This is a genomic window from Paenibacillus sp. J22P59, from assembly GCF_059383895.1.
The window spans coordinates 128173-142139 of the sequence record NZ_JBXENX010000012.1 but is presented as its reverse complement, the minus strand read 5'-3'; the positions used below and the strand labels follow the sequence as shown (position 1 = coordinate 142139).

Annotated in this window: 12 protein-coding genes; 11 read left to right on the top strand and 1 reads right to left on the bottom strand. The window is 41.3% G+C overall.

Annotated features, from left to right (window positions below):
• The first annotated feature begins 100 nt into the window (after positions 1-100).
• Entirely contained in the window at positions 101-3001 is a 2901-nt protein-coding gene (locus tag AC50YO_RS20205) for a polysaccharide lyase family 8 super-sandwich domain-containing protein (RefSeq protein WP_494849976.1), read from the top strand.
• Between the two features lie 80 nt (positions 3002-3081).
• On the opposite strand, the gene AC50YO_RS20200 is transcribed toward AC50YO_RS20205, so the two are convergent.
• The gene (locus AC50YO_RS20200) at positions 3082-3627 is read right to left on the bottom strand and encodes a DUF2569 domain-containing protein (RefSeq protein ID WP_494849975.1); all 546 of its coding nucleotides are present in this window, start codon (positions 3625-3627) and stop codon (positions 3082-3084) included.
• A 259-nt stretch (positions 3628-3886) separates the two neighbouring features.
• On the opposite strand from AC50YO_RS20200, the gene AC50YO_RS20195 reads away from it, so the two are divergent.
• The 10 genes from AC50YO_RS20195 to AC50YO_RS20150 all read left to right on the top strand — a co-directional run bounded on the left by AC50YO_RS20195 (position 3887) and on the right by AC50YO_RS20150 (position 13883).
• Positions 3887-4021 (top strand): hypothetical protein, encoded by a 135-nt coding sequence (locus AC50YO_RS20195; protein ID WP_494849974.1) that lies wholly within the window; start codon positions 3887-3889, stop codon positions 4019-4021.
• Entirely contained in the window at positions 4012-6036 is a 2025-nt protein-coding gene (locus AC50YO_RS20190; RefSeq protein ID WP_494849973.1) for a CdiA C-terminal domain-containing protein, read from the top strand. The genes AC50YO_RS20195 and AC50YO_RS20190 overlap by 10 nt, the downstream gene beginning before the upstream one ends.
• A 14-nt stretch (positions 6037-6050) precedes the next feature.
• Positions 6051-6485, top strand: coding sequence for a hypothetical protein (locus AC50YO_RS20185; protein ID WP_494849972.1), 435 nt, complete (start codon positions 6051-6053; stop codon positions 6483-6485).
• Between the two features lie 374 nt (positions 6486-6859).
• The gene (locus tag AC50YO_RS20180; protein ID WP_494849971.1) at positions 6860-8005 is read left to right on the top strand and encodes a copper amine oxidase N-terminal domain-containing protein; all 1146 of its coding nucleotides are present in this window, start codon (positions 6860-6862) and stop codon (positions 8003-8005) included.
• A 156-nt stretch (positions 8006-8161) separates the two neighbouring features.
• Entirely contained in the window at positions 8162-9301 is a 1140-nt protein-coding gene (locus AC50YO_RS20175; RefSeq protein ID WP_494849970.1) for a copper amine oxidase N-terminal domain-containing protein, read from the top strand.
• A 70-nt stretch (positions 9302-9371) separates the two neighbouring features.
• Positions 9372-9632, top strand: a complete 261-nt coding sequence (locus AC50YO_RS20170; RefSeq protein WP_494849969.1) for a hypothetical protein — start codon at positions 9372-9374, stop codon at positions 9630-9632.
• Between the two features lie 240 nt (positions 9633-9872).
• Entirely contained in the window at positions 9873-11018 is a 1146-nt protein-coding gene (locus AC50YO_RS20165) for a copper amine oxidase N-terminal domain-containing protein (protein WP_494849968.1), read from the top strand.
• A gap of 49 nt (positions 11019-11067) precedes the next feature.
• Complete coding sequence (locus AC50YO_RS20160; RefSeq protein WP_494849967.1) at positions 11068-12213, top strand: copper amine oxidase N-terminal domain-containing protein; 1146 nt, start codon at positions 11068-11070, stop codon at positions 12211-12213.
• A gap of 49 nt (positions 12214-12262) precedes the next feature.
• Positions 12263-13405: a copper amine oxidase N-terminal domain-containing protein gene (locus AC50YO_RS20155; RefSeq protein WP_494849966.1), complete on the top strand. Its 1143-nt coding sequence runs from the start codon at positions 12263-12265 to the stop codon at positions 13403-13405.
• 127 nt (positions 13406-13532) lie between these two features.
• Entirely contained in the window at positions 13533-13883 is a 351-nt protein-coding gene (locus AC50YO_RS20150) for a hypothetical protein (RefSeq protein WP_494849965.1), read from the top strand.
• Positions 13884-13967: the final 84 nt, after the last annotated feature.

Here is a 13967-nt window from a genome sequence, read left to right as displayed (position 1 = left end):
AAGTCAAAAATAGACATGCTTTTGTCAATGAATTGAAGGTATAGTGTTCACAATCACATTTTTGCAAACGCTTACAATATGGATGGGAGGAAATAAAACAATGAGACGAATGAGATTAGGGATGCGTTATGCGGCTTGTGCTTTATTATCGGTTGCGTTGATGACGACTGCTGTGCCAGTAAAAAACGGGTCATACGTGCATGCGTCAGGAGGGAATGTGCCCAATGGCAGCTTCGAGACGGTGCAAAGCGCAGGTGGATATTGGAGCGGCTCGCAGCCTGCCTTATGGAGTCATTGGGTGCCTGCAGGTACGCCTACGCTTTCTGTAGACTCAACTATTTCTTATGAGGGAACCCGATCCTTGAAAATAACTGCGGCTGCCAGCGCGCGAGCAGATGTGCTGCAGACGGTTGAGGTTGACCCGGGAGAGACGTACATGCTGGAGGGCTGGATAAAGACGGAAGCTTTGCAGTCCAGTCTGTCCCATGGCGGAGCATTTATTCGGACGCAATATTTGAACAGCGCTAATGTGAAAATCAGCGATGGGCCATCTACTGCGCCTGTGCTTGGAACAACCGAATGGGCCAAGCACAGCTTGCAGCTCGCCATTCCGGCTAATGTGTCACGAGTTAAAGTTGAATTGTTTTTCGAGAGCGCTACAGGATCAGCTTGGTTCGATGCAATCTCCATTAGCGGAGGTGCAACCCAGCCGTCGGTTGATCCCGCCCTATTCCAAGCTGTAAGGGATAAGCGATTTCTGCAATTAACGGGCAATGCGCGTTATAATCCTGCTGATGGGGATATGAACGCATCCATTGCGGCTATGGCAAGCGGCGTCAGCAATAGCAGCGGTACTGGTTACTGGGATACGATGAACAAGCAGAGCGGGCGAAGCTTCTTGTGGAGCGATCTGTCCAGCAAGTCGGAATCTGCTCATGTAACGGGGGCGTACAGCCGCTTGAAGCAGATGGCACTTGCTTATGAGACAGCAGGCTCGCCTCTCTTTCATCATGCAGGGCTGCTTCAAGATCTGCTGGACGGACTGGATTGGATGTATGCGAATCGCTACAACGAGACAACCTCCATGTATAAAAACTGGTGGGACTGGGAGATTGGCGCCCCACAGCATCTCAATGACATTGCGGTGCTGCTGTTTGATCAACTCTCTTCTGTACAGGTGGGCAATTACAATAAAGCCATTGACCGTTTCGTTCCGAACCCTTCAGTCAGGACAGCTCAGCCGGGCTTGAAGGAAACAGGAGCTAATCTGGCAGACAAGGCATTTGTCGTCGCTTTGAGAGGAGCAACAGGGTTATCCGCTGCGAAGCTGAGTCAGGCTAGGGATGCGTTAAGTCCTGTATTTCTTTATGTGACAAAAGGCGATGGCTTCTACAGAGACGGCTCGTTTGTCCAGCATGATTATATCGCCTATACGGGCAGCTACGGCACCGTATTGCTGGATCGACTTGCCGATATGTTCAATCTGCTGCATGCTTCTCCTTGGATGCCGACTGATCCACAAGCGGATAATGTGTACCGCTGGATCGAGGATTCCTTCGAGCCTTTAATCTATAAAGGAGCCATGATGGATATGGTGAGAGGACGCGCGATTTCCCGCGAGCAATCTACCGATCATACGACTGGAAGAGGGGTTGTACGGAGTATGCTTCGGCTGGCCCAAGGGGCTCCTCTTGCAGAAGCGGAACGCATGAAGTCTATAGCAAAATCATGGCTGCTCCAGGATACTTCCTTTGATAATTATTACATTGGCTTAAGCGTATACGATATTGCAAACATCAAAAGTCTGCTTCAGAATCAAAACGTATTGCCAAGAGCGGATCTAAGCAAGTATCAGGTGTTCGCTGGAATGGATCGCGTTGCTTATCAGCGTCCTGGATTTGCAATGGGGCTTAGTCTGTCCTCAAACCGCATCGCCAGCTATGAATACGGCAACGGCGAGAATAAGAAGCCATGGCATACAGGCAACGGCATGACCTACTTATACAATGACGATTTGACGCAATTCAGCGATGGCTACTGGGCGACTGCAGATATGCTGCGTTTGCCGGGTACGACAACCGACCATGCACAAGCTCCGCTTAAGGACTGGGGCTATTATTTCAGCTCAAAGCGTTGGGTTGGCGGAGCTTCACTGGGGGGATTGTATGGGGCTGCAGGTATGGAGCTTGCTATGCAGAACAGCACATTGACCGGCAAGAAGTCATGGTTCTTCTTCGATAATGAAGTTGTCGCACTAGGTACTGGCATTACAGGCGGCGACGGACGTCAGGTAGAGACCATTGTAGAGAATCGCAAGGTTCAGAGCGGAGGTCAGGCGCTGACGGTGGATGGAACCGTGCGACCGATGCAGGCGGGCTGGAATGAGAGCTTGCCAGATGTAACATGGGCACATCTGAGCGGTGACGGCAAAGGGGATATTGGCTATTACTTCCCTAAGCCAGCTCAGCTTCAAGGGATGCGAGAGAGCCGTACAGGCACATGGAATGAAGTGAACAGTGGAGGGTCAACTGCGCCTATTACGAGAGAATATGTCAGCTTGGCTTTTCAGCATGGCATCAATCCGAATACGGGATTCTATTCCTATGTGCTGCTGCCTAATGCGACTACAGCAATGACGCAACACTATAGTCAGTCTCCTGATATTACTGTGCTGAGCAACGGGACAAGCGTACAGTCGGTCAGGGAGCATACGCTGGGCATTACGGCTATCAACTATTGGGCATCCGCTGTCGTAGACGGCATCGCTGCCAAGGGACCGGCTTCGGCAGTCGTGAAGGAGAGTGCAACGGAGCTAGTCATAGCGGTGGCTGATCCGACTCAGAACCAAGCCAGCATTGCAATGGAGCTGAATAGGAGCGGATGGACGCTGGCTTCCAGCGATCCTGCTGTAACGGTGCAGCAAGTATCGCCTTCGATCAAATTGACGGTCGATACAGCAGGAGCCAAGGGACGGACGCATACAATTAAGTTTACGAAATAATGATGTGATAGGATCGGCTGTCCGATATGGTTTTTTAATGTAGTTATTCTTGCGGTTAGTCGATATAAAAAAAGTCCCTATTAAGGGGCTTTTTCCACTTTTGATTTTTTTACGTAAGTATTATTAACCCGCTTAGAAAGGAAAAAATACGGAATCCAGACTCCCGTATAGAGAACTGTTCTAATTAAATTGGAATAGGAATAATTATCCTCTACTATTTTTCCGGGATTGAAATTTTTTATATGCTGCAATACCGCAATATCGGATACATTGAACAAAAACAAAAATAGTATGTATATAATAGATATAATTTTGAATTTATAGTCCATTTTTATACAATAGTAGGTCATTAAAAGAATCAATAGTATCACGATTATTTGTATTATGCATTCAAATATTATCGTACCTTCTAGAAGAGAGTAGTATGCTTGACTCCGATCATCAGTAAAATAAGATCCGGAATCTAAGGCTGCATAATTGTCATATAAGGCTATTAAAGTTGTAATGAAACTAAATGTAAGTCCTAGAGCAAAAACGATAAGCCACCCTCCGAAGCCGTGGTAGGCAGCCCCGTCATTTTCTACAGCTTCTAACGGATTATTTATTGCAGAATTTTTTCTCTTCATCAAAATAGCCCCTTAATTTCAAATAGTAGAGTTCTTTAAAGGAAATATTTTACTCTTTGTTTCAGGTGAATGGCAATAGCAAAATTCGAGCGGGGTCATGAGAAAGGCAGTATTCATTCTCTGTATTGGTATTGACTATATAGATGTCATAAATTTCTACCATTATTATTTATTATTAGAAGGAAAAGAGTGGAAGATGTCGAAAAATGACGTATCGAGGGAATTCAAGGACATGAAGCGCCAATGATCGTGTGAGCATGTGACGAAGAGCGAACGAGAGCGACGAGGTATCGCTAATCGACTGAACGTCAGCGGTCATGAGCGCGAAGATAACGACAGCGAGAGAGAGTTCATCGGAAATCGGATGAAGATCGGGGAATACGTATGGCGTTGATTCATTTTGATTCTCAGCGTTTGGAATTGACTCGCTCCCAATTGGATACGCTTGTGCGGCGTGCCAATAATGCGTCCAGAGATATGCCGCTGATGATAAGCAGGGTCGATGCTGCCATTCGGGTACGGCGGAATATTGGGGGACGGCTGAACCAGGCGGCGAGTAGACTTCAGCAGTTGGAATATAAACTAAAGGCCCTGCAAGCTATGCACGGGGAGGGACTCAAACGATACGGCAGCACGGAAAGTGAAATTGTGAATTCAGCACAGACGATAGAGGAGCTGATCCGGCTTCGTGTGGCAGAAGCGAAATGGCGGGAGCAGCATCAGGAATTGATTGACCTGGCGGCATCAGGAATGGGGGCCGCCTCGGATTGGGCGCAACGGATGCTGGATCAGAAGAAGGCAGCGTTCGACTGGGTTCAGCAGTACCGAGATTTGGTGACGTTGGCGGAATCGGGGGGAGCAGCAGCAGAATGGGCGCAGCGGATGCTGGCTTCCAAGGCGAGTGAATTCGAGGGTCTGATTCCAGAGATTCGCGCGTTGCTCCCGGAGGCGGCATACTGGCTGGAGGCAGGGCTGAAAGCGAAGGGTCCGGGAGTAGCATCAGCGGATCGGTACACATTTGATGATGAGCGCAATCAGTATGTATTCCACACGGACAGCGGGCAAAAGCAGACGCTGAATATGGATAATCTGGAGAACTTGCTGTGGCTGTACAATGGTTTGGACTGGCGGCAAGTGCCGCTGATCGTCGGAGATGTGCTGGTGCAAACGAGGAATTTTGAAGGAGAGAAGCTGGAGGCATTCCTGTTATTTGCGCTGGAGCAGGGATATGATCCACGAACGTTCGAGAAAGTAGGAGCGGATGCAATCGATCGGAAGGATGCCCTAGACTATATTGCCGAGCGTAAGCAGTATTATGACACGACAGAATTTGTGTTCCAGCAAGATGTGGTCACCGCATTTATTTCGGGGTTTGGTCAAGGTCTCGCGCAGGTGTTTGTGGATATTGGGGATTTAGCGGTGCAGTTTTATGAAGACCCGAAGGAGACGACTCAGAAGTTGATAGATGGCGTGGTACAGATTGTCATCGACTTGGATCAAGAGGCTAAGAAGCTGCAAGATGATCCTCAGGCTTATTTTGGAGAAAAGTGGGATTCGATAAAAAACGCATATTCGGACTTCGCGGCGCTAAGCCCAGAGGAGAAGTCGAAGGCCATGGGCAATATGCTGGGCCAAGTGGTCGTATCGGCGCTCCCGGTGGGAGCCGCAGGTAAAGTGGCGGTTACAGGTAGCAAAGCGGCACTGACCCGAATTGAAAAGATCCTGGTAAAGGAACTTGGGGAAGGTGATGTGAAGAAGGACGGTCCAGCGGGTAAGAAGGGCGGGAATGACGAAGGTAAAGGAAAACCAAATGATGAGCAAAGAAGAAGAGAAGAAGAGGAGAGAAGAAGACGAGAGGAAGAGGAGAGAAGAAGACGAGAGGAAGAGGAAAGAAGAAGACGAGAGGAAGAGGAGAGAAGAAGACGAGAGGAAGAGGAAAGAAGAAGAGAAGAAACTGAGGGGACGGGTAAAGGCATAACTGAACCGATACTTCCTGAAGGCGGAAAACCTAAGGGCAAGTATGAAATTCCTGATCTTAATGAACCGAATCCAATAACCTTACAAAATAATGCGGCAGATTTATTAGCAAACAAAGGTTACGATTTAGAAATGCTGCCTAATACAAAGGGAGGAAACGGTTACGGTATTAAACCAACATCAAATCCTGATTTTCTAATAAATGGAAAGCCATTTGATTGCTATTCGCCAGAGACACCTAAAGTGAGAAATATATGGGGGACAGTTGTGAAAAAGACAGAAGAACAAGCTAGTCGAATTATAATGAACTTGGATGAATACAAAGGTTCAATGGATGAGTTATATGAACAATTTAATAATTATGATATTCCAACTTTAGATGAGCTAATTATTATCAAAGATGGGCAAATCACGAGATTGAAACCATTGTAGTGGAGGCGGAAAGTATGTTTTGTTCTTTTTATTTTGGGGGCAACTCTGAATTCAGTGAATTAAAAAAAGCGATTATAAGAATATTTCAGGGTGTTGAGATGATAGATACTGATGATAATCTCACAGTATGTAGTGATGGATTTACACTTTCCATAAAGGAAGGTGGACATGGTGTGGTGTTTGCTAGTGAAGATCACAGTATTGAATTGAAATTTGATTTTTATATTGACATTATAGTTTCCTATACTAATTGGGCATATGAATTAATGGAGTTTTTAGGTGAATTACTTAATTCCATGAAAGGGGATTGTATTCTCGAGTTGAATGATAAACCGATACTTTTACGAAAGGATAATGTTGTAATTGTAGATGAAAAGAAATTGAGTGGAGCAGGAGGTTTTCCTTTTCATGGGTTGGGTATTGATTATCAGATAGGAGATATTGATTAAGAGAAATTCCTGAAAACCTATTCGGTTGTGTATTAAATGCTTTAATTTTATAAACTAAATAACGCTCTTCCGTTACATTAAACAGGTCAATTATGGTCAGATCATCATAATTGACCTGTTTTTATTTTAAGTATATTTGCTGAATTAATCGTAACAACACAATGGTAGGGATGTTTCGTTATTCAAAAGCTTATCGAGTTAGAAAAACGTAAAACGACATTGTCTATTTTGCACAGGATACAACAATTGAGAAAATAGTCCTTGGTTTTTGTGAAGAAATTATTTAATATATAGGAAATATATACTAGTTTTAAGAGGGGCGTTATTAACTTTCTAAACTAGTTAAGAGCAGATAGATAAAAGGAGAACTTATAATGTACAAGAAATTTATTGGAGCTGTTGTTGCATTGAGCCTTGTTATAGGGAGCGCATCAGTAGCGGCGGCACCGGGGAAAGACCTTCGTATTTTGCCCATCATCGTAAATGGTCACAAAGTAAAATTCCCAGATACGGAGCCGTATATTGATACCAATGGTAGAACGATGGTTCCAGTACGTTTTGTAAGTGAGAAGCTAGGCGGCAAAGTAACTTGGTCGGCTAAAACGCAAACGGTAGGAATTCAATACAAGGGGAAATTAATCAGTCTACCTGTAGGCTCTAAAACCGTTAGCATCGACTCTACTAAGATTCAGTTGGATACGGCAGCAGAAATGTTTGATGGTCGTACGATGGTTCCGTTGCGTTTCGTAAGTGAAGCGATGCAATCTACTGTAAAGTTTGATAAAGGAGCTCACGCTGTTCTCGTAACTGATGCTGCTTATGCAGTTAAAGTAGAGAGTGGACAAGTCAAGCTTGATCCGTGGGGAAGAGAATTGAGCAAGGAAGTATCGTCAGAGTGGAATAAACTATCTGATCTTCCGGCTAGTTTTTATGATGTTAAGAAGACTGCTTCTGGTTTTATATCAAATAAAAAGTATATGGCCGATGAATCGGAGTACACAAATAAGCAATATATAGATCAATGGTCTGAACATATTCGACAATATTATGCTACTCAACTAAATATTAATTATAAAACGGTTAGCAGTTCTTCATTTGTGAAGTCTCTCCAAGCTCACATGCCAGATCGGGGGGATTATTATAATGCAGAAACCAGACGTATTATAGAGGACTACGTTAGATGGGCTAAAAAGAACAAAGTAATAGCCAAAGGTTACGCTGATCCTGAAAATTCCTTAGTTCGTTATGCTAATGGAAAAATAATTATGAGAACTTATTTTAAATTTATTATTGTCTCAGCTACTGATACGTCTCAGACCTTCATGGATAATTACGATCCTTCATTAAATTCGGAGTCAGTGAAGTTAAAAACAGGTGTGTGGTATGGAGGATATAGTGATGTATTTTTAAGTACTAATGCCGGAAATATGCAGTGGTTATCTTATAAGTTGGATTCAAATGAACATATGTTTATTAAGGGAAGGTATAATTACTCAATCTTGAAAACTAGTAACGGATAAACGAATCATAGAGTAGAAGAGTGTTGAAAGAAGCATTAATATTTCCCCCTTTTTATTTATACGATAGTTATGATCTTGCAATTTTATGTTTAGCTAAATCTCGCCAGATTAGTCAAGAGAATAGTACGAGCAGATAGATAAGAAGGAGAACTTATAATGTACAAGAAATTTATTGGAGCTATTGTTGCATTGAGTCTAGTTATAGGGAGCGCATCAGTAGCGGCAGCACCGGGGAAAGACCTTCGTATTTTGCCTATTATCGTAAATGGTCACAAGGTGAAATTTCCAGATACGGAGCCGTATATTGATACGAACGGTAGAACGATGGTTCCTGTACGTTTTGTAAGTGAGAAGCTAGGCGGCAAAGTAACTTGGTCGGCAAAAACGCAAACGGTAGGAATTCAATATAAGGGGAAATTAATCAGCCTACCGGTAGGATCTAAAACCGTTAGCATCGACACTACGAAGATCGAGTTGGATACGGCAGCAGAAATGTTCGATGGTCGTACGATGGTTCCATTGAGGTTCGTAAGTGAAGCAATGGAATCTACAGTATCTTTCGATAAAAGTGCTCATTCAGTTCTAGTTAGTGATGCTACATTTTTGGAAAAGGTTAAGATAGGGAAAATAAAAATCACTCCTTGGGGGCGCCAGCTGAGTGGCGAGGCTTCAACAGAGTGGAACAAACTTTCTGATATACCAAAGAGCTTTTATAACATCAAGAAGACAGATGGTCTCTGGTCGAACAAAGACTATTTGAATAGAGAAAGTGAGTACACGGCCAAAGAAAATCTTGATAACTGGGCAGAAGAAATTAAGCAATACTACGCTACTCAGCTTAATATCAACTACAAAACAATAAACAGTAGTCAATTCACTAAGTCACTAATGTCTCATATGCCAGATCGAGGAGATTACTACAATAGTATTGACGAAGCTATAATAGCCGACTATGTGAAATGGGTGAGAAGTAATAAAGTAATAGCTAAGGGATACGCTGATCCTGAAACTTCACTTATTCGACGTGAAAATGGTAAAACAGTAATTCGTACTTATTTTAAGTTTATGATTATATCAGCAAATGATAGTTCTCAAACATTTTTAGATAACTATGATCCTTCCAGCAGTTCAGAGTCAGTTAAATTAAAACTAGGGGTCTGGTATGGTGGATACAGTGATGTACCGCTTATTTCAGATTTGGCTAACTATCAATACGAATCCTATAAATTAACTTCTGGTGAGAATATGTTTGTAAAAGGCAGATATCAATATTCGATTCTTTCACCAAATAAATAATACATTCATTATTAGGGGATAGAGGCGAGTAAAGCTAACGAGTAGATTCTCTTTATGGAGGTGTCCCATAATGAAGTTATCGAGAGAAAGAGCAGAACAACTGGCGCTTGAATATGTAGATAAAGATAAGAATGAAAACTATAAATTAGGACTAATTGGTTTGGAATTATCTGAAATTCATCTGAAGTATTGGGCCGCAACTTTTGAAGTTCGAACTTCAGAAGGACATGTTATAGATGGTCCTTTACTCGTACTTGTTAATGATGATTTAGAAAAAGCAATGAGTTTAGATGAGGCTGTCGAGGCACACATAGCTCATCAAGATAAGTAAATTAAGATAGGCTTTGTGACTTTTAAGGTTTCTTTTGTGATGGGGCTAGTCAGTGCCTTAACGAACCCAACTAACATATAACCTTTGTAATACCAGTATAAGCACATCAAGGCTTGATTTTTAATACTTTAATAACGCAGTTACGTTACGTAGAACAGGTTGACTATAATCTCTTAATTATAATTAGCCGTGAACTCGCCAAACTAGTTAAGAACCGATAGATAAAAAGGAGAACTTATAATGTACAAAAAATTTATTGGAGCTGTTGTTGCATTGAGCCTTGTTATTGGGGGAGCATCAGTAGCGGCAGCACCGGGGAAAGACCTTCGTATTTTGCCCATTATCGTAAATGGTCACAAGGTGAAATTTCCAGATACGGAGCCGTATATTGATACGAACGGTAGAACAATGGTTCCAGTACGTTTTGTAAGTGAGAAGCTAGGCGGCAAAGTAACTTGGTCGGCTAAAACGCAAACAGTGGGAATCCAATACAAGGGGAAATTAATCAGCTTACCTGTAGGCTCTAAAACGGTTAGCATCGACTCTACTAAGATTGAGTTGGATACGGCAGCAGAAATGTTCGATGGACGTACGATGGTTCCGTTGCGTTTCGTAAGTGAAGCAATGCAGTCCAATGTAAAGTTTGACAAAGGGGCTCACTCTGTTCTTGTAACCGATGCTGCTTATGCAGCCAAAGTACAGAGTGGACAAGTCAAGCTTGATCCGTGGGGAAGAGAATTGAGCAAGGAAGTATCGTCAGAGTGGAATAAACTATCTGATCTTCCGGCTAGTTTCTACAATATTAAACAGACTTCTTACGATAAATTGAATAATAAAGAATATATGTCTAACAATCCAGAACACAAAGATAAGCAATATATCGATCAATGGTCTGATCACATCAGGCAATACTATGCTGCTCAACTAAATATTAATTATAAAACGGTTAACAGTTCTTCTTTTGCGAAATCTCTTCAAGCTCATATGCCTGATAGAGGAGATTATTTCAATGCTGAGTATAAACGTCTAATTCAGGGTTATGTAAACTGGGCTAAGAAGAATAAGGTTATAGCGATAGGTTATGCTGATCCTGAGAATTCTTTGGTCCGTTATGAGGACGCAAGAGTCGTAATGAGAACCTATTTTAAATTTAAAATTATATCTGCTACTGATTCTTCTCAAACATTTTTAGATAATTATGATCCGTCTAAAAAATCAGAGTCAATAAAATTAAAGATAGGTGTTTGGTACGGTGGCTACAGCGATGTTTTATTAGACACTAATGCTGCAAATATGCAATGGCTAACGTACAAAGTTTCCTCTACTGAGAATATGTTTGTTAAAGGAAGATACAAGTACTCTATCCTGGATTCTAGCAAGGGATAAAGCACTTAAGAAAATAATAGAACCAGATAGATAAGAAGGAGAACTTATAATGTACAAAAAATTTATTGGGGCTGTTGTTGCATTGAGCCTTGTTATAGGGGGAGCATCAGTAGCGGCAGCACCGGGGAAAGACCTTCGTATTTTGCCCATCATCGTAAATGGTCACAAAGTAAAATTCCCAGATACGGAGCCGTATATTGATACCAATGGTAGAACAATGGTTCCTGTACGTTTTGTAAGTGAGAAGCTAGGCGGCAAAGTAACTTGGTCGGCCAAAACGCAAACAGTGGGGATTCAATACAAGGGAAAATTAATCAGCCTACCTGTAGGCTCTAAAACAGTTAGCATCGATTCTACTAAGATTGAGCTGGATACGGCTGCAGAAATGTACGATGGGCGTACGATGGTTCCATTGAGGTTCGTAAGTGAAGCAATGCAGTCCACTGTAAAGTTTGACAAAGGGGCTCACGCTGTTCTTGTAACCGATGCTGCTTATGCAGAAAAAGTAGAGAGTGAACAAGTTAAGCTTGATCCATGGGGGAGAGAATTGAGCAAGGAAGTGTCATCAGAGTGGAATAAACTATCTGACATTCCGGCTAGTTTCTACAATATTAAACAGACAACATTTGGGAAATTATCAAATAAAGAGTTTATGTCTAATAACCCAGAGTATAAGGATAAGAAGTACATAGATCAATGGTCTGAGCATATTCGTCAGTATTATGAGATTCAATTAAATATTAATTATAAAAATGTTAATAAATCTTCTTTTGCTCAATCTTTGCAATCTCATATGACAGATAGAGGATCTTACTACAATCAAGAGACCATACGAACCATAGAAAAATATGTGGAATGGGCTAAGAAGAACAAAGTTGTATCTAAAGGATATGCTGATCCAGAAAACTCTTTAATTAGATTTGAAAATGGGAATGTTCTAGTTCGCACATACTTTAAGTTTATGATTATTTCAGCTACGGATACCTCTCAAACCTTTATGGATAATTATGATCCGACTATTTATTCAGAGTCAGTAAAATTAAAAAAGGGTGTTTGGTATGGAGGATATAGTGATGTTGCTTTATATACTACTGCTGGAAATATGAATCATTTATCTTATAAAGTATACGCTAATGAGAATATGTTTGTTAAAGGAAGATACAAGTACTCTATCCTGGATTCTAGCAAGGGATAAAGCACTTAAGAAAATAATAGAACCAGATAGATAAGAAGGAGAACTTATAATGTACAAAAAATCTATTGGAGCCGTTCTTGCATTGAGCCTTGTTATAGGGAGTGCATCAGTAGTAGCAGCACCGGGGAAAGACCTTCGTATTTTGCCTATTATCGTAAATGGTCACAAAGTAAAATTCCCAGATACGGAGCCGTATATTGATACGAACGGCAGAACGATGGTTCCAGTACGTTTTGTAAGTGAGAAGCTAGGCGGTAAAGTAACTTGGTCGGCTAATACGCAAACGGTGGGAATTCAATATAAGGGGAAATTAATCAGCCTACCCGTAGGCTCTAAAACCGTTAGCATCGACTCTATTAAAATCGAGTTGGACACGGCAGCAGAAATGTTCGATGGTCGTACGATGGTTCCGTTGCGTTTTGTAAGTGAGGCGATGCAGTCTACTGTTAAGTTTGATAAAGGAGCTCATTCAGTTCTAGTAACAGATGCTGCTTATGCAGCTAAAGTAGAGAGTGGCCAAGTTAAGCTTGATCCATGGGGAAGAGAATTGAGCAAGGAAGTGTCATCAGAGTGGAACAAACTATCTGACATTCCGGCTAGTTTCTACAATATTAAACAGACAACATCAGGTAAATTGTCGAACAAGGAATTTACAAAAAGTGACTCGCAGGGGACAGATAAGAAATACATTGATCAGTGGTCAGAACACATAAGGCAGTACTATGCAACCCAGCTAAATATCAATTACAAGAATATTGATAGTGCATTGTTTGTAAAATCAATTCAATCTCATATGCCTGACAGAGGGGATTATTTTAATGCAGAAGATAAAAGGATAATCGAAGATTATGTGAAGTGGGTCAAAAAAAATAAGGTCATTGCTAAAGGCTATGCAGATCCAGAAAACTCCTTAATAAGATATGAGAATGGTAGAGTATTAGTTAGGACTTATTTTAAATTTATGATTTTATCTGCGACGGATTCTTCTCAGACTTTCATGGATAACTATGCTCCTTCTAAGTATTCCGAATCAGTCAAATTAAAATTAGGCGTATGGTACGGAGGATACAGCGATGTTCCGTTAGATAGTAATTCTGCTAATATGAAATGGTTATCGTATAAGGTTTCTTCAGGAGAGAATATGTTCAGCAAAGGTAGATATAATTATTCTATTATAAAATCTAATAAATAATATATCACACGGTTGAAACGAATAACTCATAAAATTCTCGTCATTATTAATTATTTTGTTACCTATAATGATCCTAAACGAATATTCAAACTGATAAATTTGTCTCAACCAAAGGATTGGATGATTAATGGATGAAAAAATCAATGCTAATTTAACAGCTCTCCAGGCAATGAGAATAGCTCAAGATTATAAAAAAAAGTATAGACTACATGGGGATATACATGATGACATCGAAAAGTCTGTAAAATATCACAATGAGTTTTATAGAATTAAAGGAAGTGCATGGCTTGTTTTGGCAGATATAACACCAAAAAATTATGAGGGGGATAATGAAATTACTTTTGTTGTTTCGGATCATGACGGTATTGTCGATCATGTCCTAGATCATAATGGACTACCACAACGTTATCATATGCCTAGTAATAGGAATTATAGCGATGAAGAGTTTGAAGCGATATTTGATGACGACAAAAAATAGGTATTGGCTACTCTTAAGGTTAGCTGCCGACTGAATTCAATATTCCAAAAACCTATACTTAACCTATGTAATACTGTTACAGTT

What these genes read in the sequence shown, in the direction of transcription:
- AC50YO_RS20205 (WP_494849976.1), top strand. Translation starts at nt 101, where the DNA reads ATGAGACGAATGAGATTAGGGATGCGTTATGCGGCTTGTGCTTTATTA.
- AC50YO_RS20200 (WP_494849975.1), bottom strand. Translation starts at nt 3,627, where the DNA reads ATGAAGAGAAAAAATTCTGCAATAAATAATCCGTTAGAAGCTGTAGAA.
- AC50YO_RS20190 (WP_494849973.1), top strand. Translation starts at nt 4,012, where the DNA reads ATGGCGTTGATTCATTTTGATTCTCAGCGTTTGGAATTGACTCGCTCC.
- AC50YO_RS20185 (WP_494849972.1), top strand. Translation starts at nt 6,051, where the DNA reads ATGTTTTGTTCTTTTTATTTTGGGGGCAACTCTGAATTCAGTGAATTA.
- AC50YO_RS20180 (WP_494849971.1), top strand. Translation starts at nt 6,860, where the DNA reads ATGTACAAGAAATTTATTGGAGCTGTTGTTGCATTGAGCCTTGTTATA.
- AC50YO_RS20175 (WP_494849970.1), top strand. Translation starts at nt 8,162, where the DNA reads ATGTACAAGAAATTTATTGGAGCTATTGTTGCATTGAGTCTAGTTATA.
- AC50YO_RS20170 (WP_494849969.1), top strand. Translation starts at nt 9,372, where the DNA reads ATGAAGTTATCGAGAGAAAGAGCAGAACAACTGGCGCTTGAATATGTA.
- AC50YO_RS20165 (WP_494849968.1), top strand. Translation starts at nt 9,873, where the DNA reads ATGTACAAAAAATTTATTGGAGCTGTTGTTGCATTGAGCCTTGTTATT.
- AC50YO_RS20160 (WP_494849967.1), top strand. Translation starts at nt 11,068, where the DNA reads ATGTACAAAAAATTTATTGGGGCTGTTGTTGCATTGAGCCTTGTTATA.
- AC50YO_RS20155 (WP_494849966.1), top strand. Translation starts at nt 12,263, where the DNA reads ATGTACAAAAAATCTATTGGAGCCGTTCTTGCATTGAGCCTTGTTATA.
- AC50YO_RS20150 (WP_494849965.1), top strand. Translation starts at nt 13,533, where the DNA reads ATGGATGAAAAAATCAATGCTAATTTAACAGCTCTCCAGGCAATGAGA.